The sequence below is a fragment of the Bacillus sp. RIT 809 genome (genome assembly GCF_016892495.1).
Taxonomy (GTDB): domain Bacteria; phylum Bacillota; class Bacilli; order Bacillales; family Bacillaceae_G; genus Bacillus_A; species Bacillus_A cereus_U.
Window position 1 is genome coordinate 13,687 of sequence record NZ_JAFEMR010000007.1, and the last position, 26,987, is coordinate 40,673.

Consider the following 26,987-nt stretch of genomic DNA (forward strand, 5'->3'; position numbering starts at 1 on the left):
TTTATCCCGTGTTAATGTAGCGAGATACATTTCGACAATTGAATACATACTTTAAAGAAGGTGACATGCTTGGAACATTCAGCACATGAAGTAGCAAATTGGCAATATTATTTTGCAATTGCCGTATTTTTAGTCACGTACGGTTTTATTATTTCTGAGAAATTGAATCGTGCTGTAATCGCATTATTCGGTGCTGCTATTATGATTATTTTTGGAATTGTAGATTTACATACTGCTTTCACATCACATATTCAATGGGAAACGATCACCCTTTTAATTGGGATGATGATTCTCGTACATATTACGAGTCAATCGGGCGTATTTGAATTTGTAGCTATTAAAGCAGCAAAAGCAGCTGGCGGAAAACCAATCCGCATTTTATTATTACTATCCCTATTAACCGCTGTCGGTTCTGCATTTTTGGACAACGTAACAACCGTATTATTAATCGTTCCTGTTACACTATCCATTACACGTATTTTAAAAGTAAACCCTGTTCCTTATTTAATTTCAGAAGTACTATTTTCAAATATAGGCGGAACAGCAACATTAATCGGTGATCCACCGAACATTATGATTGGATCAGCTAATAAGCATTTAGACTTTAATGCCTTCTTATTAAACTTAGCTCCAATCGTAATCATTATTTCTATCGTTACACTTGGCATTATTTACTTCATGTATCGTAACAAACTAAAAACAACAACTGAGCAAATTAAAATACTAATGGCATTAAACGAAAAAGATTATATTAAAGATCAAAGCCTCCTTTTAAAATCCATTACAATTTTAGGACTAACTATTTTAGGCTTTATACTTCATTCTATTATTCATGTAGACGCTGCCGTTATTGCGATGACGGGTGCTACACTTCTTATGTTAATCGGTGTGAAAGAACACGATATTGAAGATGTATTTGCCCACGTTGAATGGGTAACTATTTTCTTCTTCGCCGGACTATTCGTTCTCGTTGGCGGGTTAATTGATATCGGACTTATTTCTTCACTCGCAAAAGAAGTACTCGACGTAACAAATGGCGATATCGGTTTCGCTGCCATACTTATCTTATGGGTATCTGGCATCGCATCTGCGACAATTGACAATATCCCATTTGTCGCAACGATGATCCCGCTTATTCAAGATTTAGCTACAGGACTCGGACTATCTGTCGATTCCCCGCAAATCGAAGTACTATGGTGGGCGTTATCTCTTGGAGCTTGCTTAGGAGGAAACGGAACATTAATTGGAGCATCAGCAAACGTAGTCGTTGCTGGTATTGCAAAACGTGAAGGACATGGATTCTCTTATATGGACTTCTTAAAAATCGGTTTCCCATTAACGATTATCGCATTATTATTATCACACGCTTATATATATTTACGTTACTTAATGTAAAAATTGTAGTGCATGAAATTATATCGGCGATTTTTAAAATATATCAATCGTTTCTCCGAATATATCAGCGATTTTCTAAATATATCGGCGATTCGATAACGAATATCGACTTACCGACAAATAACGACAGTAAAAAAGGTATGCAGCACTACGCCGCATACCTTTTTTCATCACCAAAATATACCTATAATTGCTAATCCACCTAAAATCATACCACCAATTTGTCCGATGATTGTTGGTGATAATTGAACACCTTTTCTCACTTCAACAACTGGTCTTTCGTGCCTTAGTTGCTGCACTTCACTTTGAAGTTGATGTACACTTCCGTGTAGTTCTTTAATTAGTTCTTTTAATTCAGCGCCCTCTTCGTTTACTGGTTTTGTTTTCTCCAAATTCATCTCACATAACCCCTTATTTTTCAATCAGTACACTGTAAATTTTCGCCAATTATCATTATATCTCCTGCATACTACATATATAATATGGAATGTACTTTTAATCTTGCAGCTCTATCCATTCATCCCGCAATATCCCCATAATCATTCGATCAAAACACTTTCCATCTCGCTGAACTACTTCTCTCATACACCCTTCCATCTGAAAACCCATCTTTTTATACAACGCAATGGCAGCTTTATTATAAGAAATAACATCGAGGCCAACGCGGTGTAAATTCATTTCATAGAACGCATACTTTAAAATAAGATGCAACGCTTCTCTCCCATATCCTTTTCCTCTATCATTTGCATCGCCTATACCAATTGCTAATAAACCTGTTCTGTTATTCCACTCTATGCCGTGAATTGCAACAAAACCAATTAAGCGATCATCTTGAACTGTTCTTAACATGAAAGAAACACTATTGGATCTCCGTCCCTTTAATAGCCCATCACTCGCTATTTCATGTAATGATTGCGGGAATGCCAAATCTGTATCTACATTTCTTAAATATTCACTATCCTCTTGCCACATAGCCATTACTTCAGCATCTGCTTCTCTAATAGCTGATAATTTAATAGTTTTATTTTGAAAAAGATTCATCGTCATTTCAAACTCCCCCTTTATTTAAATAGCGGGGACAATTATTCTAGCCTATTTATCCCGCATTAACGGGCAGTAAGACTCCCACCTCAAAATTCAGCTGGAGCAAAGATGTTAGGTGGGAGATCAACTGCCCGTAAACGCCCGATTGGTGAGGGCTGATAATCAGTGGGGGATGAACAAAACCCCCACTGATTAAAGTTTCACTTTATCCCCTTGTTCCATAAACTGTTGTATAAACGGGATACTTACAATAAGCGCTGACATTGGCACATCTCCCTTGCATTAAATTAACTTCATTTTACATTTTTTTGTTTTTTTAAACAAATCAATTCTAGTTTTCTATTATTTAGAACTATAGTATACTTAATTATTCTTCAGATTATTCAATTAAAATAAGAACTCGCAGAAGGTGAAACGATGTTTTATATAAAACAACTACTCTATTTCACTTACGAACAAGCATTATCCTGTTTGTTTCCAGTCGTAATTTTTTTAACACTAGCCCTTTCAAAAATCATTTCTATTTCAGGGTTATATCGCTATGATTTCATACTCATCGTATGTCTTCTTATGCAATATATAATGTATAAAACGGGACTTGAAACGAAAGACGAATTAAAAGTAATTACTGTTTTTCACCTTATCGGACTTCTACTAGAAATATATAAAGTGCATTTTGGATCATGGAGTTATCCTGAGGAGGCGTATTCAAAAATTTTCGGTGTTCCGCTATACAGTGGTTTTATGTATGCGAGTGTCGCAAGTTACATATGCCAGGCGTGGAGAAGATTGCATTTGCAAATGTATTATTGGCCAAAGGCTATTTTTGCCGTGCCGTTAGGAGCTATGATTTACTTCAATTTTTTCACACATCATTTTCTATATGACTTTAGATGGGTATTAACTTTACTATTATTCATTGTTTTCTTTCGCACATTTGTGGAATTTTCATTACAAGGCGTTACATATAAAATGCCGCTCGTACTTTCCTTTTTCCTTATCGGATTCTTTATTTGGATTGCAGAAAACATCGCTACCTTCTTCGGAGCATGGCAATATCCAAATCAACAGGAAACATGGAACCTCGTTCACTTAAGCAAAATTAGCTCATGGTTTTTACTCGTTGTCATTAGCATTATGATTGTTACACAGCTCAAACATTTGAAGCAGTCGAAAGGATAATGCTGATTACGTTAGAAATATTAGAATTAATTAATTTTCTCTACTTGCTCAATAAAAAAACGAAATCCATCTGGGATTTCGTTTTTTTAAGCAATTAAATTCAAAACTATAGAGATTTCACAAGACGTTCCATCGCCTTCATTTGACCAATATGATCCGCTTCATGATAAAGCATCATACCGTAAAGCTCCCCTACTGTTTCCAATCCTAAGAATGGCTCTGGAAGTTTATTTTCAAATGCTTCTGCTGGAATTTCATTAATGCGCTTCGCTTGCTCTTGTAACTGAGACTTTAACACTTCTAATGATGGCCCTTCTGTTTCCCATTTAGATGGTCTTGATCCATATCCAAACATACCTGGATATTCACTTGGTAAATGTTTAAATTCTCTTCCAAACATGAAAGTCTCTGCTGCAGATAACACGTGACCGATATGCCAGCGGATTGTGTTATTAAAGCCATCCGGCTGCTTATCCGCAGTTTTGTCATCTAAAGTTTCCATAAATTTAAGTAATGCCCCACGCGTTATTTCAAATTGTTTCAAACCAACTATTCTATTCATTTTATCGTCCCCTTTTTTATGTACAGTTTATTATGAACTAAAAATGTTCCACTTATTAAAGTTTCACTTTGTTTAATCTATCAGAAACCATTAAGAAATACACCTAATATGCTTACTGAAAACTATAAAAAAGGTCCACTCCTCATAAATATAGAATTACTTACTGCACAAATATTTCAGTAAACAAAAGAGGAGTGTACCCACATGTTAGATGTTTTAAAACAACAATATAATCTTATTAGTTCTACAAGGGAAAATCTATTTACATTTTTGGAAGAAATTCCACAAGAAAAATTGCACAGTACGGTTCCTAACTTCGGAAGTGGCAGCATTATAAAAACCCATATTCATGTAGCCGATTGCTATCGATACTGGCTTGGAATATTCGCATTTAACCAAAAACGAGCAGATTTTTCATTTGCTAGCGATTATGAAATTGAACATGCAGATGTCAAAAAAGTCCGTGCTAGGTTTAAGTTAGTAGATGAGACTGTACAACGCTTTTTAGATGAATACAATAACCGCTGGCTCGAAAATATAGCAAATGAAGTGAAATGGCAAAAAGAGCCTTGGAGCACAACTCCACTATGGCTTTTAACTCATACGGAAACACATGAATTTCATCATAAAGGACAAATCGTATCTATGGCTCGCCACCTTGGATATACTCCTCCTGATACAGACCTTAGTTGATTCAATTGTTCTAACAAATGAATTACTATAACTGTCGTTAGCATTGTTTATGTATACGGAAAGGCTCTTCATTCTTTTTGATGTTGTTTATAGTTTTGCAAATTTTTTTGCGGCACAAACTTGTATTATATTTTAATTATGTTTGTGTCGTGTTCTTATTAATTAGTTTCATATCCATAAAAAATATATTAATATGTTTCCTTTTATTATTTCAGTTACCTAATCAATAAGAGGTTCTTTCTTTTTATTATGACTTTACACACGATAAATACGAAAATTCCGAAAATAAAAGTTAAAAATGCTGGTAACACTTTATCATTTGGCACGTACACACTCCAAAAAGAATTAAGAAGCGCATGAAAAATTAGACACATAAAAATACTTTTAGTTGCGTTAATAATTGTAGTTAATAAGAAAGATACGGCAATTGTCGTAATTATAAAGGCTATAAAATCCCTTTGAGTTTGACTCGTACCTGGAATAAACCATAACGGCCAGTGCCAAATAGCCCATATAACGCTCACAATAACCGTACTAAAAAATGCCGAAAACCTTTTCTGAAGGGCAGGTTGTAAGAACCCTCTCCATCCGATTTCTTCAAGACCGCCACCAATAATCATTATTGGAAAGCTAAGTAATGCCACGTATAATGGTTTTTGCATCGTTGCTCCACCAAATATCGTTGGAAGATAACAGCTAATAAAAGCTAGAACAACAATTAGAACATACCATACAAAGTGATGCCTAGGATTAACAATATTTTTAATAAACACTCTGAACTCTTCTTTTGATCCATATTTTTTCTTTAAACTAATTGCAATGATTGATGGCATGATCCTCCGAAAACAAATAATATCATCGCTAACGGTGTACCAAATGTCGTAATGTTTAATTTTATTAGGCTAATTAATAGCCCCCATAGTATCCATGTAAATATAAAAGTGCGTATTACATATCGTTTAATCTCATTCCCCATTTACTTGCCTCCTTTATTTTAATTAGAGCATAAATTTAGAGATATGAAAATCACTTATGCTAAATTATTCCAAAACATTAAAGGAACCTCCCTACTCTATCAGGCTTTTCTGGATAGGCCGACTCCTACCTACTTTGCTTCGGTCAAAGTTCGAAGTTGGAGTCTCACTATCCGTTAATACGGGATAAACAATCAAAACATGCTCTTGTAAAGTGACAATAACGTTATTTAATTCTTGTTTAACTACGGTGCAAATTAGTGGTACATGCTTATTTCCCACTAAAAATATCTATAAAAATTCATGTTCATTTAAAAGCGGAATGAAAAACAATAATAATGATATTAGCAAAAAGTTTGATGATGTATTTTGTTGTGTATAAAACTTTTATTATTTGTTTTAGGTATACCATGCCATTATAAAATTCATGTAATATCAAAGTAAGAAACATACTTTTCAAACAATACAAAAAATAAAACTCTTCTTCAATATAGATCAAAAATATTTATATACTCTATCACCAACCTTAAGGAGAAATTTATAATGAGATTAGAGAGTGAAAGAATTTATTTAAGGCCTCTTTGCGAACTAGATGCATCCATTATATTAGAAAGTACGATGGATACAGAGATACGTTATATGACTGGAACTAAGCCCACTTTTTCATTGGAGCAAATTAAGACACATATAGACCATATAAATAATGATTCAAGTCGCTATGATTTCGCTATTTGTTTACAAAGCACTGACGAAATGATTGGAGAGTTGTCGGTTTTAGATATTGATGAGGAGAACAAAAGAGCAGGATTCAGAATATCAATGCTTTCCATAGCATTAACAGGACAAGGCTATGGAACTGAAGCTATTAAAATTGTTTTAAGATTTGTTTTTGAACAACTATCATTAAATCGTTTACAGTTAGAAGTATTTAGCCATAATTTACGCGGAATTAGAGCTTATGAAAAGGTTGGGTTTGTAAAAGAAGGAACCTTACGTCAATCCTTATTTTATAACGATACGTACTCGGATGAAATTATTATGGCAATACTTAAAAGTGATTATAAAAATATGCTATAAAGAACCGATACTTGTTTCATCCAAGTATCGGTTTTCTCAATACAAAAGTGCTATTCTTCTTTCGTATAAAACAAATATTTCTCCATTTACTTCTTTGTAAAAGACTCCCTCGTTACCTCAATGAATTGCTGTAACGGCGCTGTCATCCATTTATCTTTATGCCAAGCAATTTGCGTATAGATCGGAGTGATTGTATTCTTTAAGACTAATTCCTTTATCGTCCCCTCTCGTATATCTTTTTCTACTACTATTGCTGGCAAAACTGCTATACCTAAATCTGCAATAACGCATTGTTTAATTGCCTCGACACTAACAAATTCAATCTTATTTGCTGGGTATACATCTTCCGTACGAAATAACTCTTCAAATAAAGTCCGATACGAGCAACCGAGTTCTGTTAGTAAAAGTGTTTCCTTCTCTAAATCTTTTATAGAAATGGAAGTTTGTTGAAGTAAATGATGCGTAGGAGCAGCTACTACTTTTAATTCTTCTTTCATAAGTGGCTCCACATGTAAAACATCTTCTGTTTTACATTCGTCTAAAATAAATACAAGGTCTACTTTCCCCTCCATCAATTGCGCTTTCGCATCTTTATTGGAATGCGCTGGTTTAAATATAAGCTTTATTTTGGGGAATTGTGCTTTAAACATCTTTAATATGGAAGGGAGCCTATATGTACATTGACTTTCTTGCGCACCAATTATTAACGTACCTGCTATTTCCTCATCATCTTTCACAGCCATTTTCGCTTCGTTACTGAGCGCAATCATCTTATCGGCATATAGTTGAAACTTTCTTCCTGCTTCAGTTAAGAAAAGGCGTTTTCCCAATCTCTCAAATAACGGCGTACCAAGCTCAGACTCTAACGTTTTAATTTGCGCTGTCACGCTCGATTGTGCAAAGTTTAATTTCTTCGCAGTTTGTGTAAAATTCAAGCTTTCCGCCGCTACTTTAAATGTAATTAATTGTTTTATCTCCATTTATCATCCCTCTTTCCAATCGGTATTTCCGATTGATTTCATCGAAATAATCTTCTTTTTCTATTGATATTTGTATTGTATGATAAAGAACATCTACAAACAATATAAATGGAGGTATTCCATATGAAAGCACTTTATTTCGAAACATTCGGAGACGCTGATGTACTACAATATAAAGAAATAGCTGATCCAATCATAAATCCAAATGAAATTCTTGTTCGCATGCAAGCAATTGGTTTAAATTTCGCTGATATTTATAGACGCCGCGGCGATTATCATCTCGCTGGTAATCCGCCTTATATATTAGGTTATGAAGGGGCTGGTATCGTTGAAGAAGTAGGAGCTGACGTTACTACTATCAATCCTGGAGATCGCATTGCATTTGCTGACGTTCCATTTGCAAATGCGGAATTGGTTGCCGTTCCATCTGAAAAAGCAATTCCACTTCCAGATTCTATTTCTTTTGAAACAGCCGCTTCTATCTTATTACAAGGATTAACAGCACATTATTTAACGAAAGATAGCTATCAAATAAAACAAGGTGATATAGCTTTAGTACATGCCGCAGCTGGTGGTGTTGGTCAGCTTCTCATCCAAATGATTAAACTACAGGGCGGAACAGTAATCGGTCTTACGTCATCAAAAGAAAAAGCACAGATAGCAGCGTTAGCCGGTGCCGATCACGTATTTTTATATACCGAAGCATGGCATACGAATGTACTTGAAATAACTAATGACGCTGGCGTAAATGTTGTGTATGAATCAGTAGGTTCTACATTAGAAGAAAGCTTTAAAGCGACTAAAATTGGTGGTACTGTCGTATTTTACGGAATGGCCGGTGGTAATCCTGCGCCAGTTGATCCACGTATGCTTATGGATACTTCGAAAACTTTAACTGGCGGAGACCTTTGGAATGTACTTATATCTTACGAAGAGCGAAAAGAGCGTTCCTCTCAACTATTCGAATGGATTGCGAATGGAAAATTAAACATCGCGAATCCTACTACATTCTCTTTACAAGATGGTGCTCTTGCACATGAATTATTAGAGAGCCGAAAAAGTACTGGGAAGATTTTATTAATCCCATGATTCATCTAACTAAAACAGGAAGCTAGATTTTGCTAGCTTCCTGTTCTTATTTCTATTTGAGATATTATTATATTTCCACACTTTCTTTTCCTTTTTCAACATAACTCATATCCCCAACCGATTCGACTGTATACTTCCCATCTTCATATAAAACTTTCGTTACACTTGCATTTTCCACTCCAAGTTTTGTTTTACTACGATCCAGCATTTCTATTAATGCAGTAATCAGAAGTCCATGAGCTACAACTAAAACGTTGCCTCCACCATTTTCAGCAGCTTCTTCACTAATCCTATTAATTTCTTTTTTTATACGAGTAGAAAATACTGCCCAATCTTCTGCCTGTTTTGTAGGGTCTGCTGCTCTAATCAGATTAATAACTTCTTCAATAGAATACTTCATGAGTTCGTCTGGTGATGTAACACCTGCAGCTTTTCCGATAGCATCCCACATAATTTCAACTTTTTCGCCTTCAAAAGTGCCAAAGTTCAATTCACGTAAATCTTTTCTTGTCTCAAGTTTTAACTTTGATTGCTCATTATATTTTAATACTAAATTAGCAGTTTCAATCGCTCGACCGCTATCACTACTATATACACTAGTAAAATGAGTATCTTTTAATCCCATTCCTAGATTCGCGGCAACTTCAACACCTTTTTCTACTAACGGAGAATCCGCCCAACCTTGCACGCGATGATTCGCATTTAATATTGTTTTACCGTGTCTTGTAACATATAACGTAACTAATTTCCCATTACTATCTGTTTCTCGCGTCTTCATCATATTCTCTCCCTTTACATTTCTATATCAATCTTATCATCTCAATTATCCATCGCGCAAAATATACGTAAGTAGATCTGCTTACTAAAAAACGCTATCTTTCTGTACATCCCTACAAAAAGATAGCATTTTTTATGATTACATTTCTTAATCGGTACTTTTATTCAGAAAAAGCACTCGAATACTGAACAACCCCTTCAACACCTTGAAGAGCATTCTCTCTAAGTTCCATCACCATAAACACTTCATCTGGCACTTCAAATGGTGCTTTTATATTCCAATCACTTGCTTTCTTAAAACCAAATTTCGGATAGTACTCTGGATGCCCTAATACTACAACTGATCCATATCCAAGTTCTTTCGCTTTTTCTAGCGCCGCTACGATAAGTTTGCCACCAATTCCTTTTTTCTGATGGCCTGGAGCAACTGATACTGGTGCCAGTGCTAATGAATCTACAGTAGTCCCGCCTTGTTCTATTGTAATTTTGGATAACATAATGTGCCCGACTATTTCCTCATCTACCGCAACGATTGATAACGCTGGAACAAATGCGTCACATTCTCTAATACGTTTTACAAGTTCATGTTCTTTTTTATCACTAAATTCTTCATTTAAAAACGCTTCTTTTACAACTTCTTCAGTCTTACTATAATCATTTTGTTGTTCTTGTCTAATCTTTATCACTTTATATTACCCTCTATTCTTTCTAATTTCTTTTTCAATTTTACGAAGCGCTTTTTTCGATCCGCGCTCAATATCGTGTTGCATTTTTCTTTCTTTATAATCGACAAATAACGTATTTAAATCGTATCCATCTGGATATAATTCCTTTGCTGCCACGTCTAAAGTAATACGTTTTACATTCACTTCAGTGAATTCACCGTTATAATATACAACGACATTATAGAAATTATCTTTTTCCTTATATACGATTCCGAAATCGTTATGATCTAATAATTTCACACGGTCGCCAATCTTATATTCATAGTGATTTTCTCTTTTTTCTTGCACGAATTTCGGTTTTCTAATTTTGCTTTCATTCACTTTTTCTATAGCGTATTCTTTATTTCCCATATACTCTTTCGCTCTTTGCAGTACATGTTCTTTTACATTCATTTTATTTGCAATCCAAAGTGCATTACTTTCACCAGATTTACCGATCACTAATTTATAAAGAGGCTCCAATGTCTCACTATTAAATTGCATTGCTGCGTTCATAAAATCACCATGCATTTCTGAAAATCGTTTAATTTCTCCGTAATGCGTACTCGCAATTGTAATACATCCCGTTAGATAAAATTCTTCTAAAATAGATATCGCAAGCGCCGCACCTTCATTTGGTTCTGTGCCGCTTCCTATTTCGTCAAATAGTAGTAACGTATTATTATTTGACATCCTCATAATTTCAGACAGATTTTTCATATGAGATGAAAATGTACTTAGTGCATTTTCAATACTTTGATTATCACCTATATCTACAAACACATTTTCGAAAATAGCAATTTCTGTTTCTTTATCTCCAGCAATGTGCAAGCCAGACATTGTCGCTAATGTTAAAAGTCCAATTGTTTTTAACACAATCGTTTTCCCGCCCGCATTCGGTCCTGTAATAATTAAACTACGGTACTCTTGACCGATTTCAAAATTTAACGGTACAACTTGCCCTGTTAAAAGCGGATGCTTACAATTCACTAAATGAATGTGACCATGATCGTTTAACTTCGGTTCTATTCCATCGATACTTTTACTAAACTTCGCTTTCGCAAATACCATGTCATATTGACTAATCAGTTCCATATTAATTTTTATATGATAAATATTTTCTAATATCATTCCTGATAAAGTCGCTAAAATTTGATACTCTTCCATCGCTTCTTCTGCTTTCCAACTTGCTAGTTCCGCATTTAATTTTGTAACCGTATGTGGTTCTATAAATACAGTAGAACCTTTTGCAGATGCTTCAACAATACTTCCTGCAACTTGATTTTTATAGGTAGATTTGATTGGAATCGTATAGCGATCATCCTTTTTACTAATAAAGAATTCCTGAATATACTTCTTATTTGCACTACTATTTAAAAACTTCGTTAAACGTTCTTTTATTTTTCCATCTACAGAATCAATGTTATTTCGAATTCGTTTTAACTCTTTACTAGCCGCTGCATCAATGCTATTTCCTTTAATTGAAAAGTTAATTTCCTCTTCAATACTTTTAAATTCAGTCATTGAATTTGCATAAGAAGCTAATACTGGCGCAAAAAATTCTTTATCTAGCATAAACTTTTTAATCTTTCGACACCCACGTAAAAAGTCTGAAACGCTCACTAACTCTGCTGGATCTAAAATCATCCCTTTTTCTAATTTTTGAATTGTACTAGCGATATTGGATATTCCGAAAAAAGGCACATGCCCTTCTGCATCTACTATAGCTCGTGCTTCTGTCGTTTCATTTAAGCGATTTCTCACTACTTTTATACTCGTACTCGGCTCTAATTTATTTAATAATTCCTTACCTAAACCACTTACACAATAAGATTTCACTATTTCCATTAATTCGTTATATTGTAACTTTTCAAAAGTCATCGTATTCATTTTGTTTCTCCTCACTATGATTGATTTCTATCATCAATGAAGATACCTACTCATTAGATTCCAATGAATTCTATATTATTTAATTACCATTTTTATACATTAAAAATATATACAAAAAAGCTGCGGGGATACCGCAGCTTTTACATTTACAAGGCAAGTGTAATAACGTATAAGGAAATAAGCCATCTAAAAAGTATATGGCAATCCCTATTATTACAAGCTTTATAAAGTATTGTAGGTATCTTCATAGGTTTCGAAATAAATCCATGACAAAATTAGGGGTATGATGTACATAAAAATCCCCTGGTCTTATCCGATTTATTTCATTAAATTTTTCCTATTTAGTACCTACCGCACTCACAAAAAGCACCTCTCATTAATTTATATTTTAGTCATTGAAATCTAATTTATTGAAATCATCATACTATATGTTTTACAAGAAGTAAAGGTGTCATACTTTAATAACTATGCAGAATGTAAAAAAGAAGAGGAAAACTTATATTTCAGTCTGCCCCTTCTTTTTCATCATAAATTTACTGCTGAATATATATTGAAACAGAGCCTCCATTTACATGGAACTGCCCCCATCCATCTTTATTAATTGTTACAGTATTTGTTTGATTACCCGTAATATCGTACCATACTTCCCCAGCGTTATTCTTTCCAACATCCATCCACTTTGATCCTCCTGGTCCGTCTGAGAGTAATGTCGCTAAACCAGAATTAGCATGTACACCATCACCTTCTCTTGTCCAGCCAATCACATCTGGATGGTCTAAATAATCACGCTGCGTACCATATGCAAAGTTTTTTCGTGCCGTCAAAATCGGATCAATTTTATCTTTTAACGCTGGAATTTCATAACTACTCTTTCCGCTTGTCCCATAGTAATCACCATAAAAAACTGAAGGATAGCCCTCTGCACGTGTTAAAATAAATGCATATGCCAACGGTTTAAACCACGGACTTACTACAGACTCCAATGACTGCCCAGGCTGTGAATCATGATTCTCAACGAGAGTAACTGCGAGTGCAGGGTGATTTTTCATTACTGTTCCATTTAAAATAGTTCTCATATCATAATTCCCATTTCCTGTTGAAGCATAATGAAAATTATAATGAAGCGGTGCATCGAACACAGATTGATTATAATTGACTTTCGCCAAATAATTATTTAAGGCCTTAATATCATTTTGCCAATATTCAGCTACTGTAAACATTTCTTTCTCTGTTTGCTGTCTGACATGATTTACCCAATCGCGTAAATATTCATGATCAATATGTTTAACAGCATCTAAACGAAAGCCATCTAAATTTAATTCATTCGCATACCACGTTCCCCAATTTTTCATCTCCTTCACAACATCAGGATGATCAAAATCAAGATCTGCATACATCAAATAATCATAATTCCCATTCTCGCTAGACACTTCCCAGTCCCACGCTTTACCTATACCCCTAAATTTATAAATTCGATTTAATTTCCTTCCTTCATCCCAATCCGTTCCGTCAAAATGATACCATTTCCATTTGAAATTAGAATAAGAATCTCCGCGTCCTGGAAAGTTAAACCCCGTCCATGCATTAATTTCATAATCACCTGACACTTCAATATTTCGATTGTTTCGGTCTACCTCTACAGCTGTTACGGTTTCAGTATAATCAGCCCCACCTTTATGGTTCATAACTACATCACCATACACATCTATGCTTTGCTTATGTAAAGCTTCAATTGCAGATTTCAACTGTGCTTTTGTCCCATATTTCGTCCGCACCGTTCCTTTTTGATTGAATTCCCCCAAATCATATAAATCATACGCTCCATATCCTACATCATTTTGTGAAGTCCCTTTATATGCAGGTGGTATCCATACAGATGTAATTCCTTTATGAGCTAAATTTTCAGCATCAGAACGCAAACGATTCCAATGATTCCCATCATTCGGAGCGTACCACTCAAAATACTGCATTAATGTTCCATTGTTTATCGTTGCTGCTTCCGCCTTATTCCCCTCATATATATTAGGAAAAAGTAAAATAAACAATAAACAGACTACCATAATCCTTTTCAACATATTTACACCATCCCCTTCAAGAAAACGTTTGCATAATTTATTAAAATTATTATAATATTCGTTCTACGGTTAGTAAAGTAGTAATCTTTTAATCTCTCACATTATTTTTCATGTAACTTCACATATTCCACAAGTATCTCAACATAGTTTGAAATTCACATCTTACTCAATTTTGTTTACAATTTACCTATAAAAGCATAACGGAGGGATTTCAATGACAGACTTTCAAAGACAATTTTTCGCACGATTAAATATAGAAGAAAAAGAAACTGTTTCATTTGAAGGTTTACCTAGTATTATGTATGCAATGTCACAATCTGTCCCTTTTGAAAACTTAAATATTCTCGAAAACAACTTTACAGAAATATCAAAAGAAAATCTTGAGCAGAAAATTTTATTAAACAACCGTGGCGGCCTTTGTTATGAACTCAATCCGACTATGTATTACTTCCTTAAAGACTCTAAATTCGATGTTCATCTCGTTTCAGGAACAGTTTATAACAATGCAAACTCTATATGGGCTGTGGATTCTGGACATATCGCAACAGTTTTAAAATATCATAATGAACTTTACTTAATTGAAGTTGGATTCGGATCATACTTACCTCTTGCACCTGTCCCTTTCTCAGGTGAAGTCGTTCACTCCGTAACAGGAGATTATCGTATTCGCAAAGAAACGACTGAAAAAGGCAATTATATTTTAGAAATGCGTAAAAATAATGAGTTTCTAGATCAATCTTCTACTAATGATTGGACAGTAGGTTATGCATTTCACTTGGAAGAAGTAAATGTGGAAAAAGCAAATGCAGCACAAAAAATTATCGTTGAACATGAGGGTTCCCCTTTTAATAAAGTACCTCTTATTGTAAAACTGACTGAAAATGGGCATGCCTCTTTAACGAAAGATAGCCTTACAATAGCGAAAAACGGTAAAAAAACGAAAGAAACAGTTACAGAAGAGCAATATAAAAATCTTTTACATTCAACGTTTGGCATTACATTAAACTTTTAAAGCCTCGCCATTTCCGGCAAGGCTTTTTATTTTCCAGCAGGGATTTTTTGCAATTTGTTGTATTTCATAGTTATATAGGAACATAACTACATATTTAGAAAGGAAATGATTATGACAGAACTTAAAGATCGACTACAAGTAGCTGATAAAGAAAAATGGAATTTAACGGACATTTACCATACAATTGAAGATTGGGAAAGCGACTTTCATAAAATTGAAGTATTAACGAATGAACTACACAAGTTTAACGGAAATATTCACGATGGCAATAGTTTATTAGCTTATTTAACAAAGAGTGAAGAAATATCTAGCATAATATCTTTAATGTTCGCTTATGCAAGACTACAATCTGATCTTGATACACGCGATACTGACGCTCAATCCCTTGTCGATAAAGTATCACAATTACACGTGAAAGTAAGTGCGGCTAAATCTTTCTTTTCCCCATTCTTGCTTAGTGTAGATGAAAACACATTACATTCTTACATAGAAGAAACAGAAGGCTTACACTATTATAAAGAAGACTTATTTGAGCTATACCGTTATAAAAAACACGTTTTGAATAAAGACCAAGAAGAGATTTTATCACAAATGGGTGAAGCACTCTCCTCCCCGCAGCATACATTTGGCATGTTAAATAATGCAGATATAATTTTTGGTGAAGTGACTACTGGTGATGGAGAAAAAGTAAACTTAACACGTGGAATGTATTCAAAGTTAATAGAAGATGAGAATCGTGAGAAACGTAAAGAAGCTTATAAAGCTTATTACAAGCCATATGTTCAGTTAAAAAACTCTATCGCTTCTACTTTGTCCGCAGCTATTAAAAATAATGTTACTGTTTCAAAGCTACGAAAATATCCATCAGCTTTAGAAAAATCATTATTTGGCGACATGGTTCCGAAAGAAGTATATGAAAATTTAATCGATACGACGAAAAAAAACATTCAATCATTACATACGTATAATGAACTTAGAAAAGAAAAATTAAATGTAGATGAACTAAGACAATACGACTTGAGTGTTGATTTAGTAAAAGGTGTAAAACAAGACATTCCATACGACGAAGCGTTTGATATAATGATCGCGTCACTAGCTCCTTTAGGTGAAGAATATATCGAAACATTAAAAAGCTTTAAAGATAAACGATATATAGACGTGAGAGAAACACCAGGAAAACGTTCTGGCGCTTATAATTTTGGTGTATACGGTGTTCATCCTTTCATTCTTTTAAATCATCACGATGATTTAAATAGCCTTTTCACCCTTACTCATGAATGTGGTCACGGAATGCATACGCATTACTCACACGGATACCAGCCAAGAATTTCTGCACATTATTCCATTTTTGTCGCAGAAGTCGCTTCTACAGTAAATGAAGTATTATTAATTCACTATTTATTAAAAGAAGCGAAAGAAACGAACGTACGTAATCATTTAATTAACTACTTTATCGATAGCTTTAAAGGTACCTTCTTTACACAAATCATGTTCGCTGAGTTTGAAAAAATCACACATTCAATGGCTGAGCAAGGTAAACCATTAAATGCCCAAGTCTTTAGTGAAATTTATGAAAAGTTATTTAGAGAATATAATGGAGACTCCATCGTATTTGACGAAGAAGTAAAATATGGCTGGTCTAGAATCCCTCATTTCTACCGTCCATTTTACGTTTACAAATACGCAACGGGCTTCGCCTCTGCAATCCAAATCGCCGATAAATTATTAAGCGGCGACCCAAATGCCCAGAAAAATTATATTGAATTCCTTAAAGGTGGAAGTTCTGACTATCCATTAAACCTACTGAAAAAAGCTGGCGTTGATTTAACTACACCAGCACCTATTGAAAGTGCGTTGAATCGTTTTGCTCAACTTGTTGAAGAGTTTTCAACATTATAAGAAAAAAGCATGCAGAGTATATGCTCTGCATGCTTTTTTCATTTGAATCACTTTATTCTAAATGCTGCTGCGTCACACAGTGAATCATGCCACCATACGCATACAATTCATTTACATGAATCCCAACAATCCTTCTTCCTGGAAACTGTCCTTCAATGATTTGAAGTCCTAACTTGTCATGTTCATCACCATATATAGGTACCAATACGACTTCATTTCCAATATAAAAATTCAAATATGAGCCCTTACATTCTGCTTCTTTCACCACTTGTCTTGTTACCGGTACTGGAATGAGTTGAAATGGATTTCCATCTATATTTCTCGCTTGTCGCAATTCTTGATAATGCTTTTCGTGCGCCTCCAAAAGGTACGACTCTCCTTCCCCAAAAGGATCATATTCATAAAGAATCGTATTTTCATTTACAAAACGCGCTGCCCCATCAATATGGTAATCCGTATCTTCATCATAATTATCCTCACCGCGAATACCAGTTATCCATATGAAATTCGTTACTCCCAAATACTTCGTTAACTCCATTTCAATCTCTTCCTGACTTAGTGTGGGATTTCGATTTTCATTTATAATAGAAGTTTTTGCCGCCATTAAGGTTCCATTTCCGTTTATCTCTATTCCTCCACCTTCTAGACAGACACTTGATTCAACCTTTGGAATGCTATACATTTCACTTATTTTCTCTGGAATAACAGCGTCTTTTTCATGCGGGTATTTATTCCCCCAACCATTGAAAATCCAATGTGTTAATGAAAAATCCCCTTCCTTATTTTTCACAAAAATAGGCCCATTATCTCTGATCCAAATATCATCAGTTTCTTGAATTAAGAAATCAATTTTAACCATATTCACTTTCGCTTCAATTAACTTCGATTGGACATGTGCTTTTTCTTCTTCATCGTATACAACAATATGCACATTTTCTCCATAATGAAGCTCCTTTGCCATCGTTACCCAAATATCATCTAACTTAGCTCTGTAACCTTCACCTCTATGGGTTCTGTCATGAGGCCATTGAAGCCATGTCCCCTCATGTTTTTCCCATTCTGCAGGCATATAAAACAAACTATTTTCCATATTTCTCATACATGTTCACCCTTTCTTCGAATGTAAGTTCAGTCTAAACTTTGACATCGCGTTAAGGTCAACAGGAATATATTCATTTACTTGTAGCAATTTTATAAAGCGATTCTTTATTTCTCCTTGTGATACACTATTTCTCCTTGTAAAACCGTCACTAAAACTTTCGCATTCGGAATCTTATCGGCACTCATTTTAGTAATATCTTCATTTAGTAATACCATATCGGCTGATTTCCCTACTTCAATCGAGCCAGTAATGTTATCAAGACCTAATGCTTTGGCTGGCTTAATTGTATAAGCATCAATAGCTGCGTATACATCAGACAAACCCTTTTCATCAATGCTTAATGCATTCGAAATCGTAACAAGTGGATTCAGTTCATTTACATCCCAATCACTACTAAGTGATACATTTGCTCCTGTTTTCCAAATTCGTCCTAACGGCATAATTCGCTTCATCTGTTGATCTGAAAAATACGTACTTGCCCAGCTTTGTTTTGGATCTTCCGCAAAATCATGACCTACTTGAAAATCAGCGCTAATACCTAATTTAGCAAAACGATTTATATCACTATCTTCTACCATTTCCACGTGCGTGAGCGTATACGGCTGGTTTGCCCCTTCTTTTTTCGCAGCTTCAATTGCATTTAAACTTTCTCTTACCCCGCCGTCTCCAATCGTGTGAATGAGTGCACCGTAACCAATTTTATTCAGTTCAGTTAACCACCATTTCATTTTTTCTTCTGGAATATAGTTCAAACCATATGGAGTTCCTTTAAACCACTCAAACTTATATTTTTCTAATATTTTAGCTGTACTATTAATACTAATTCCATCACTATACATTTTCACTTGATTTATAAGCATTCGGGATGACAAATCATCACGTTTAATTTTTTTGAAATACTCCATTTGTTCTGCTTCATTTAAATTCGGATATACCCATGGACGAAGTACTACTCGTGACGTTAGCTTTTTTTCATCATAAACTTTATTCCAAACATCTAACCAGCCTCGCTTCCAATAGAGACGTCCATCACCGACTGTAGTAATACCATTTTTCGCAACCTCACCTAATCCGTCCAACAAACCTTCATAGTTTTTTTCAAAGAGGTTCGGCTGGGAATTCCATGCTTTTTCCATCACGATATCTCCAGCTGTATCATAAAGAATACCAAACGGTTCTCCTGTCTCTGGATTTCGAATGATTCTTCCGCCTTGCGGATCTTTCGTATCTTTATTTATCCCAGAAAGCTCCAATGCTTTCGAGTTAACCCATACAGAATGAGAGGTTCTTTCCATAATTAATACTGGATTATTAGGAAATAACTCATTTAGAACTTGTAATGGAGTTTGTTGTTCTGATTTTTCGTCCATATCTTTTAACAGCTCTTCTAAACTAAATCCAGTTCCGCTTATCCATTCCCCTGTCTTTACATCTTTTTTACACGCTTTTAAATACGAGCGTTGTTCTTGCAGCGAAGCATCTGGTGAGACACTACAATTCCCTGCTGCTGGTGATTTCGCTTCAAATATATGATTATGATTGTCCACAAAACCAGGGAGGATAAAACGCCCTTGTAAATCCACCACTTTCGTATCTTCATTTATAAATCCCTCTACATCCTTGTTTGAACCAACAAATGTAATTTTCCCTTCTTTAACGGCTACAGCCTCTACGATGTCTTGCTTTCCATTTGAAGTATAGATTGTACCATTTTTAAATACTACATTCTTCGGCAACTGATTAGGTAGAACAGAGCTACCATTCTCACCTTCTCCTACTTCAGGAGTACACGCTGAGATCCATACCATACTAAGAATTAGGCAAATAAGTAAAATTTTTCTTTTCATATTCTTTCCCCTTTTTATTATGATAAATTGCTTACATATATAGAATAAGGATTGACATAATGTTAATGTCAATCCTTATTCTCATTCTATTTTCGTAACTAAAAAACAAATTTGTGTAACATACTCCTCTACTAAACAATCACATTCAGGTCCCTTTATATAGACTTCATATGGGTGACTATCTATTATATAGCCATTGCTTTCCACCCACTCTTCTAATGCCATATAAGCATAGCCTATATAGTCATAGCTGCCATAATGCATAGTAGTAACGAGTTGATGCTGATTTAGCTTTTTTATTTCGCACTCTTGTAATACGCCTTTATTGTCCTCATACATAACCGGAATTCTTAATTCAATATCACTGCGATTTGGAATATACTCTTTATCATAAAAAACTACGGATGGAGAACCGGCTATTTGAAAACTATTTTTTTGTACTTTTTCATATAAGTCATAAAAATAATCATCCATATCATCTATATCTATTTGTAATCTTTGAGCAATTACCGTTATTTCATTTCTCATTCCAATTAATATATCGTAACTTCTATGACGAGCAATATTTAAACCATTATTCATACTTACCATTTCATTCATTTCAGAAATAACCTGTAAATTTTGTTTCACCTCATGAGATAACTCTATAATTTGCGCTTGCATATGTTTAATAAATGAATTTTGATCTGCTGACTGGAGAATTACTTTAATTTTCGGTAAAGGAAACTTGTACTCCCTCAGCTTTTTAATTTTCAATGCTATTTCTAGCTGTCCTTGCTCATAATATCTATATCCATTTACCGGGTTCACATATGCTGGTTTTAATATCTCCTCTTTGTCATAATGCCTTAGCATCCGTGTACTCATTTTACAAATTCGCGAAAATTCAGTAATTGTATACATATAAATACCCCTTGAATACATTTTCTTATAAGCTTATTTATTAAAACCAATCAAAAAGTTTTCTAATTGAAGAACCTTCATTCTGATTGCTCAATCTTTTCATTTTCGAAGGCAACAAATGACTCGGACAATACCACGTTAAACAATTCATTGCGCCTCCCATTGTCGATATTTCTCCTACATGAATTTGAATAACTTGTTTCTCCGTATGCTGTTGAATATATCGTAAAACTTCCCCATCTTTAGCTAATCCAAACTTAGGAACATAAAGGGCGTCACATGTTTCTAACATATTTATATATAATCCTTTTGCCGATGCTATTTCTTGATCATATTGACCCTTCTCTGTATATGACGAAGGAACAACTATAAATTCAGCTTCTGGCATTTGTTCTTTAATAATCTCTTGAACATTATATCTAAATTCACGATCTCCTAAAAAATCGCTAATAAACATTGTATGTTCATCAATAAATTTAACCATTCCGTCTGCGTGTGCGAGTACATCCCCTTCTTCAGCAGGAATAATAATAACCCGGCTCACATCTAAATCCCACTCTAACTGCTCAATAATTTCCTCTTCCGTCCAATCATCATTATCATCAAATATACGTTCTGTTAAAATAACGGTATCTTTTTTATTCCAAATAAGGTTACCACCATCCAATATTAATGGTGATTTCACATATTCAAAGTCATTTTTCTTCAACCATTTATTAAATTGTTGGTCTAAATATCGCCCTTGATCCTCTGGTAAATAATTTGGATGATATTTAAATTTAACAAGATGATTCGTTACAACTGGTGCAACATCTCTTAACCAAATATCATCATACTCAAAAAAGTTTGTATGAAAATCTTGCTCTTCAACAGATAAAGATATAAGTTGATCGGTAAATGCTTTATTTTCATTTAAGTATTCATTAAAATAAATAATGTCTTCATAAAATGGTCGATAATATTCATTCGATTCGTCTGGTATTGCAGTAAAAATAATTCCATTATGTTTTTGTTCCATATTATTTACCTCGCTTTTTAATAATGATTGAATAACTGTTTTCAATACGCCAACTATTCCCCAATTCATTTCTCTTTTCATTACAATTTTTGAAACGTGCACATTTCATGAATGGATTATAGCACGGAGAAATATTATATATTTATATAAAAAATATAAAGCCGTCGTTAAGCCGTAAACTGACTCTTGACAAGATTTTTAAATTTTAATCGTCGTACACAATGAAGGATTAGATGATTTTTTTATCAAGATTCAAATCCATTACTTCTGATAGAGCGTTTTGATTATATAAATTCACTAAATGCGTTTCTACCCCTATACAAATTGCTTCAAGCGGAAGATCGTTTGGATCCTGACCAAATGGATCCTCAATTTCAACCCCTATTGCTTCAATCCCTATAAATGCAAAACTTATAAACGTAGTTGCAAGTACTGTAAACCATCCAAGACTATCAACAAGACCAATCGATAAAGTCCCGCAAAATATGAGCAGTAAAATTTTAATATGAGCAAAATATGCAAAAGGAATAGGCGTTGTTTTGATACGATCACATCCACCCACAGCCGTAAGCAGAGTATTCAAATCAGCTTCCATATTAATTATTGCATTTGGATGAATTTGACCCGTTTTCAAACCTTTTGATAGTATAGTTTTTAACATAAAAACTATACTAATCGGTAAATGAATAGACTCAGTCAACATTTCTTTTTCCTTCTCAGAACAAATATCAAACAATGCTTTTATTTCGGATAAATCTTTTTCGTCTCTCAAATGTCCTTTCGCTATCTTTGGAAAAGCAATTAATAGATGTAAAAATTTTAGTTTTTCCTGATCCTTCTTTTTCCCTTCGGACTCCCAATAACATAAAAAACTAACTGCTAAATTTCTAGTACAAGCACCAATCGTGCCAAATAACTTTCTACCTTCCCAATATCTATCATACGCAGTGTTAGTACGAAAAACTAACAGTAGACCTAAAGCCCCTCCAACAATTACCCAAGGAGTTTGATTAATTTTTATTTCTACATAATAATAATTAATCACAGTTACTATCGTTGAAACGCATATATATAATAAAATTTGCGGGAAAATATCTCTTATAACTGTCCCCTTTAATGTAAATATTTGATGTAAACTATTTTGATTATTGTAATGTACCATATTTACAAAAGCCTCTTCCCTTTTTAACTTTTTATCCTTTAAAATTACGAAAGTATACAATTAAATAGTAGAATCATAAACCCTATTATTAGGAAACTGGTTAAAATTATTTCTTTCAATATCTTTACTCCTTTTTTACCAAAAGATAAAACATCTTTTTTTGATTTAAACAACTAATGTTCACTCTTCTAAATCACGACGCATTATTTTAGAATTTGCAATAAATAAAGCACTAATTAATACAAGAATCGCGCAAGCATATAACAATGAATCCATTGGACTATCATGGTCTATAATAATTAGACGAACAATAGCCGTAATACCTATATATATAAAATAACGTAATGGAAAATGAAAGTTCATTTGAAAATACTTTATAATCATTACGATGAATTCAAAATATAAAAAGAACACGACAATGCTATCAATTAAATGATAACTAGATTCCTCACCACTCAATTTCAGTTCTTGTATAAATTGAATGACTTCTTTCATAAGAAACACACTTAAAACAATTCCCAAACAGATCAAAGCTACATTTATAATGCACTGTAGAACGATAGGGAAAAACGAAAATACTATTTTAAAATTCTTCAACACAAATATTTTTCTCCTTTTCCATATAAAACAATCATGACAATATAATTATATTTGATTATCATTACATTAAAATTATACATTTATTTCTTATTACAGATGTTAAAACAAGACAAAATAAGTAAAGATAGTATTTCACCTATTTTGTCTGTAAAGCAACATAGCGAAACTATAATCGATTACTTCAATTGAATCGGTTGTTGCTGTGTAACACAATGTATCATTCCGCCATTTTTATAAAGCTCTCTCACATCAATGCCGACTACTTTACGATCCGGGTATAACTTCTGAATCGTATCGTTTGCGATTTTGTCATTTGGGTCATTATAATTAGGCACTAATACCACTTTATTCCCAATATAGTAATTGATATATGATCCCTTATAGTCGAGAGTTTTCCCATTTTCTAAAGTAACCTTTTCTTTACTAAGCGGTAAGTATTCATACTTATACTTCTGTCCTGAAGCATTTTTTGCATCTAGCAATGTATCCATATCTTTGTTTGACAAACCCCATTCCGTCAAGTCGTCTTCTTTCATCGTTACAATGGTAGATTTATCATGGAATTTAGCAAATCCATCAATATGAAAATCCGTAATATCTAAATTAGGCACTCCATCTAACCAAATAAAGTTTGTCACCCCAAGGTCACTTATATATTTTTCAATTTCCTTTTCTGATAAATCAGGATTTCTATTTTTATTCGTTACTGCACTTCGAGTTAATAAAGCAGTCCCATTGCTGTCTAATTCAATTGCGCCACCTTCAAGGACGAATTTCCCCCAATCAATTCTTTCAATCCCTAATTGTTTACTAACATTCTCACGTACACGGGCATCATTTTTATAAGGAGTTTTCTTCCCCCAACCATTAAATGCTGGATCTAATATTTTTAACTTTTTATTATTGTCATAAACAAAAATCGGTCCACTATCTCTTGCCCACACATCATCAGTAGGAGCGATAAAGAAATCAACTTTATCCATATTCAGCCCTTTATCTATTAAAAGCTTATTGATTCGCTCTTTCTCCTCCTCATCATATGCAACAATGTGGACTTTTTCACCCTCAGTTAAAGCACTTGCCATCTTAATCCAAATAGGTTCGACTTCTTGTTTATACTCTTGACCATATGTGTATTCATGAGGCCATTGTAGCCATGTACCTTCATGTTTATCTTTTTCATCCGGCATCGTATATTTTCCAGCGTTTTTCTGTACCTCTACTTTTTTATCCTCTTTCCCTTTGACATTTTCATTATTCCCTTCAAAAGAACATCCACTAATAATCGTTGTAGATAATGTAGCTATTAAACAAAACTTTACTACTTTTTTCATTTTGCAACCTCCTGTTCATGTCTACAATAATGTAAGGCTTAACATAGTGTGAAGCTCAAGCTTTTTCATCAATGTAAAAATTACCAATTATTCTTCCGCATGATAATCACATAAGTTCAATACAAATAGATGACATTCACAAAACGCATTCCCTATATTTAACATTAATATCATTTAACTTCCTTCATAAATTTATTCTAATATTAATCCCCTCTCATACCTGCTTGTTCACTAAATAAAACATTACTAAATAAAAAAATCGGTATTGATAATTTCATATCAATACCGATTTTTAAATAATTATTTTCCTTCTATTAAATCTTTCGCCATCTTTCTAAACTCTTGATTAAATGTATCGTTCATTCCATTTTGTACGTTAGAGAAAAGAATTACAAAAATTCGTTTATCTCCATTAAAATTATTAAATGTGTTCCATCCAGCTAATACTCCATGATTATAATTATAATCTGCATTAATGTAGAAACTAAATCCATACTTTCTAGCGGGCGATACAGTAAACATATCTGATAAACTTTGTTTAGAAAGCAATTTACCATCCATAATTGCCTCATCTAACCTTTTCATATCTTCAACAGTTGTATACATTTCACCACAACCATATAGCCAACTCATTCTTAAACGAGGCGTAGCTATTAACTCATTATCTTTTTTCGTATATCCTTCTGCTAAAAACATATCTCCTGGGAAAGTGGCACCCATCCCAGATTCATGCATTCCAACAGGAGTAAAAATGTTTTCTTTCACATAGTCAGCAAGTGGTTCATTTGTTATCTTTTCTACAATATATGCAAGCACCATATAATTATAATCTGTATATCTCCATCCCGTTCCTGCAGGAAATTCAAGCTTTTGAGATCCAATCCATGTTACTAACTTTAAACGTGATGCCGCATCAACTCTACCTTGTCCCTGCTCTGGCAATCCGGAAGTATGTGTTAACAAATTTCTTAACGTAATATTTTTATCTGCCGGAAACGACGGAATATATTTATTTACATTATCTTCTATACTTAATTTTCCTTTTTCTTTTAGCTGTAATATAGATATTGCAACTACTGTTTTTGTTATGGAACCGATGCGATATTTTGTTCTTGGCGTTGTTAAAATTTTATCTTTTACATTCGCATACCCGTATCCTTTTCGTAAAACCACATTATCTTTATCCGCCACGAGAACCGTTCCGTTAAACCCTTTATCTTTTAAATACTGATCTAGTTTCGCTGCTGCAACCTCATAACGTTTTTGTTGATTTACATCAACTTTCGGTTTATCATTTTCAACCTTATTCTTAGAATCTGAAAATGCCCTCAAATTATATTTCTTATCTTTATTTGCATATATTAGTGCAGCGACACTCCCACAAAAAATAGCAAAAATAAAAAAAACAATTAACCATTTCTTAAACATATAGGAACCCTCTTTTATCTAATCTCACTTTATACTTTTCCATTCTATTCTATATCTTTTAATTTTCAAACATTTTATAATCTATCTATCATTCATCATATTACACTAGATTCCTTTTTCTCACACTCAAATTTTGACTACTCTCTATTGTATTTCTTTTTTGTAAAATTTCCACCTTACAATCGGATGCATCCAACTTGAATTTCAATTTCTTATGTAACATTCGTTACACATTAGCCA

At 33.8% G+C, this 26,987-nt stretch carries 23 protein-coding genes and 1 pseudogene; 7 read left to right on the forward strand and 17 right to left on the reverse strand.

All coding sequences use genetic code 11. The features are described from left to right. Positions 1-69 precede the first annotated feature (69 nt). Positions 70-1,395 carry an ArsB/NhaD family transporter gene (locus JTF23_RS09605; RefSeq protein ID WP_204208615.1) on the forward strand — a complete coding sequence of 442 codons (1,326 nt, stop codon included), beginning with the start codon at positions 70-72 and terminating at the stop codon, positions 1,393-1,395. A 170-nt stretch (positions 1,396-1,565) separates the two neighbouring features. Here JTF23_RS09605 and JTF23_RS09610 read toward each other — a convergent pair whose 3' ends face one another. Continuing rightward, positions 1,566-1,793: a hypothetical protein gene (locus JTF23_RS09610; RefSeq protein WP_204208616.1), complete on the reverse strand. Its 228-nt coding sequence runs from the start codon at positions 1,791-1,793 to the stop codon at positions 1,566-1,568. Between the two features lie 97 nt (positions 1,794-1,890). Then, on the reverse strand, positions 1,891-2,442 hold the full coding sequence (locus JTF23_RS09615) for a GNAT family N-acetyltransferase (RefSeq protein ID WP_204208617.1): 552 nt from the start codon (positions 2,440-2,442) through the stop codon (positions 1,891-1,893). A gap of 414 nt (positions 2,443-2,856) precedes the next feature. Here JTF23_RS09615 and JTF23_RS09620 point away from each other — a divergent pair, with 414 nt between their 5' ends. Continuing rightward, a complete protein-coding gene (locus JTF23_RS09620) occupies positions 2,857-3,621 on the forward strand; it encodes a DUF817 domain-containing protein (RefSeq protein WP_204208618.1) in 765 nt (254 codons plus the stop codon). Positions 3,622-3,727: 106 nt separating this feature from the next. Here the strand turns inward: JTF23_RS09620 and JTF23_RS09625 are convergent, their stop codons facing one another. Then, positions 3,728-4,183, reverse strand: coding sequence for a DinB family protein (locus JTF23_RS09625; RefSeq protein ID WP_002161005.1), 456 nt, complete (start codon positions 4,181-4,183; stop codon positions 3,728-3,730). Positions 4,184-4,387: 204 nt separating this feature from the next. Between JTF23_RS09625 and JTF23_RS09630 the strand changes: the two genes are divergently transcribed. Further along, positions 4,388-4,876, forward strand: a complete 489-nt coding sequence (locus JTF23_RS09630) for a DinB family protein (RefSeq protein ID WP_204208619.1) — start codon at positions 4,388-4,390, stop codon at positions 4,874-4,876. A gap of 215 nt (positions 4,877-5,091) precedes the next feature. Here the strand turns inward: JTF23_RS09630 and JTF23_RS09635 are convergent. Then, positions 5,092-5,852 (reverse strand): annotated as a pseudogene (locus JTF23_RS09635) (CPBP family intramembrane glutamic endopeptidase). Between the two features lie 541 nt (positions 5,853-6,393). Here JTF23_RS09635 and JTF23_RS09640 point away from each other — a divergent pair. After that, positions 6,394-6,927 (forward strand): GNAT family N-acetyltransferase, encoded by a 534-nt coding sequence (locus tag JTF23_RS09640; protein ID WP_204208620.1) that lies wholly within the window; start codon positions 6,394-6,396, stop codon positions 6,925-6,927. Between the two features lie 86 nt (positions 6,928-7,013). On the opposite strand, the gene JTF23_RS09645 is transcribed toward JTF23_RS09640, so the two are convergent. Further along, complete coding sequence (locus tag JTF23_RS09645) at positions 7,014-7,907, reverse strand: LysR family transcriptional regulator (RefSeq protein ID WP_204208621.1); 894 nt, start codon at positions 7,905-7,907, stop codon at positions 7,014-7,016. Positions 7,908-8,030: 123 nt separating this feature from the next. Here JTF23_RS09645 and JTF23_RS09650 point away from each other — a divergent pair, with 123 nt between their 5' ends. Further along, positions 8,031-8,996, forward strand: a complete 966-nt coding sequence (locus tag JTF23_RS09650; protein WP_204208622.1) for a quinone oxidoreductase family protein — start codon at positions 8,031-8,033, stop codon at positions 8,994-8,996. Between the two features lie 67 nt (positions 8,997-9,063). Here JTF23_RS09650 and JTF23_RS09655 read toward each other — a convergent pair whose 3' ends face one another. From JTF23_RS09655 to amyS, 4 genes are all read right to left on the reverse strand, one after another. After that, positions 9,064-9,774: a histidine phosphatase family protein gene (locus JTF23_RS09655; RefSeq protein WP_033714743.1), complete on the reverse strand. Its 711-nt coding sequence runs from the start codon at positions 9,772-9,774 to the stop codon at positions 9,064-9,066. Between the two features lie 160 nt (positions 9,775-9,934). After that, a complete protein-coding gene (locus JTF23_RS09660; RefSeq protein ID WP_204208623.1) occupies positions 9,935-10,459 on the reverse strand; it encodes a GNAT family N-acetyltransferase in 525 nt (174 codons plus the stop codon). A gap of 6 nt (positions 10,460-10,465) precedes the next feature. Continuing rightward, the gene (locus tag JTF23_RS09665; RefSeq protein ID WP_204208624.1) at positions 10,466-12,367 is read right to left on the reverse strand and encodes an endonuclease MutS2; all 1,902 of its coding nucleotides are present in this window, start codon (positions 12,365-12,367) and stop codon (positions 10,466-10,468) included. A gap of 533 nt (positions 12,368-12,900) precedes the next feature. After that, entirely contained in the window at positions 12,901-14,442 is a 1,542-nt protein-coding gene (gene amyS, locus JTF23_RS09670; RefSeq protein ID WP_204208625.1) for an alpha-amylase, read from the reverse strand. A 214-nt stretch (positions 14,443-14,656) separates the two neighbouring features. Here amyS and JTF23_RS09675 point away from each other — a divergent pair, with 214 nt between their 5' ends. Beyond that, a complete protein-coding gene (locus tag JTF23_RS09675; protein ID WP_204208626.1) occupies positions 14,657-15,454 on the forward strand; it encodes an arylamine N-acetyltransferase family protein in 798 nt (265 codons plus the stop codon). Positions 15,455-15,565: 111 nt separating this feature from the next. Next, entirely contained in the window at positions 15,566-17,353 is a 1,788-nt protein-coding gene (gene pepF / locus JTF23_RS09680) for an oligoendopeptidase F (RefSeq protein ID WP_204208627.1), read from the forward strand. Between the two features lie 52 nt (positions 17,354-17,405). Here pepF and JTF23_RS09685 read toward each other — a convergent pair whose 3' ends face one another. From JTF23_RS09685 to JTF23_RS09720, 8 genes are all read right to left on the reverse strand, one after another. After that, entirely contained in the window at positions 17,406-18,452 is a 1,047-nt protein-coding gene (locus JTF23_RS09685) for an agmatine deiminase family protein (protein WP_204208628.1), read from the reverse strand. Positions 18,453-18,559: 107 nt separating this feature from the next. Beyond that, on the reverse strand, positions 18,560-20,302 hold the full coding sequence (locus JTF23_RS09690; RefSeq protein WP_204208629.1) for an amidohydrolase: 1,743 nt from the start codon (positions 20,300-20,302) through the stop codon (positions 18,560-18,562). 81 nt (positions 20,303-20,383) lie between these two features. Next, on the reverse strand, positions 20,384-21,205 hold the full coding sequence (locus JTF23_RS09695) for a MerR family transcriptional regulator (protein WP_078181270.1): 822 nt from the start codon (positions 21,203-21,205) through the stop codon (positions 20,384-20,386). 40 nt (positions 21,206-21,245) lie between these two features. Further along, a complete protein-coding gene (locus tag JTF23_RS09700) occupies positions 21,246-22,223 on the reverse strand; it encodes an agmatine deiminase family protein (RefSeq protein ID WP_204208703.1) in 978 nt (325 codons plus the stop codon). Between the two features lie 229 nt (positions 22,224-22,452). Then, positions 22,453-23,385 carry a bestrophin family protein gene (locus tag JTF23_RS09705; RefSeq protein WP_002160989.1) on the reverse strand — a complete coding sequence of 311 codons (933 nt, stop codon included), beginning with the start codon at positions 23,383-23,385 and terminating at the stop codon, positions 22,453-22,455. A 180-nt stretch (positions 23,386-23,565) separates the two neighbouring features. Beyond that, complete coding sequence (gene psiE, locus JTF23_RS09710; RefSeq protein ID WP_002111042.1) at positions 23,566-23,985, reverse strand: phosphate-starvation-inducible protein PsiE; 420 nt, start codon at positions 23,983-23,985, stop codon at positions 23,566-23,568. Between the two features lie 176 nt (positions 23,986-24,161). Then, entirely contained in the window at positions 24,162-25,319 is a 1,158-nt protein-coding gene (locus JTF23_RS09715) for an agmatine deiminase family protein (RefSeq protein ID WP_204208630.1), read from the reverse strand. Between the two features lie 300 nt (positions 25,320-25,619). After that, positions 25,620-26,747 (reverse strand): serine hydrolase domain-containing protein, encoded by a 1,128-nt coding sequence (locus tag JTF23_RS09720; protein ID WP_204208631.1) that lies wholly within the window; start codon positions 26,745-26,747, stop codon positions 25,620-25,622. Positions 26,748-26,987: the final 240 nt, after the last annotated feature.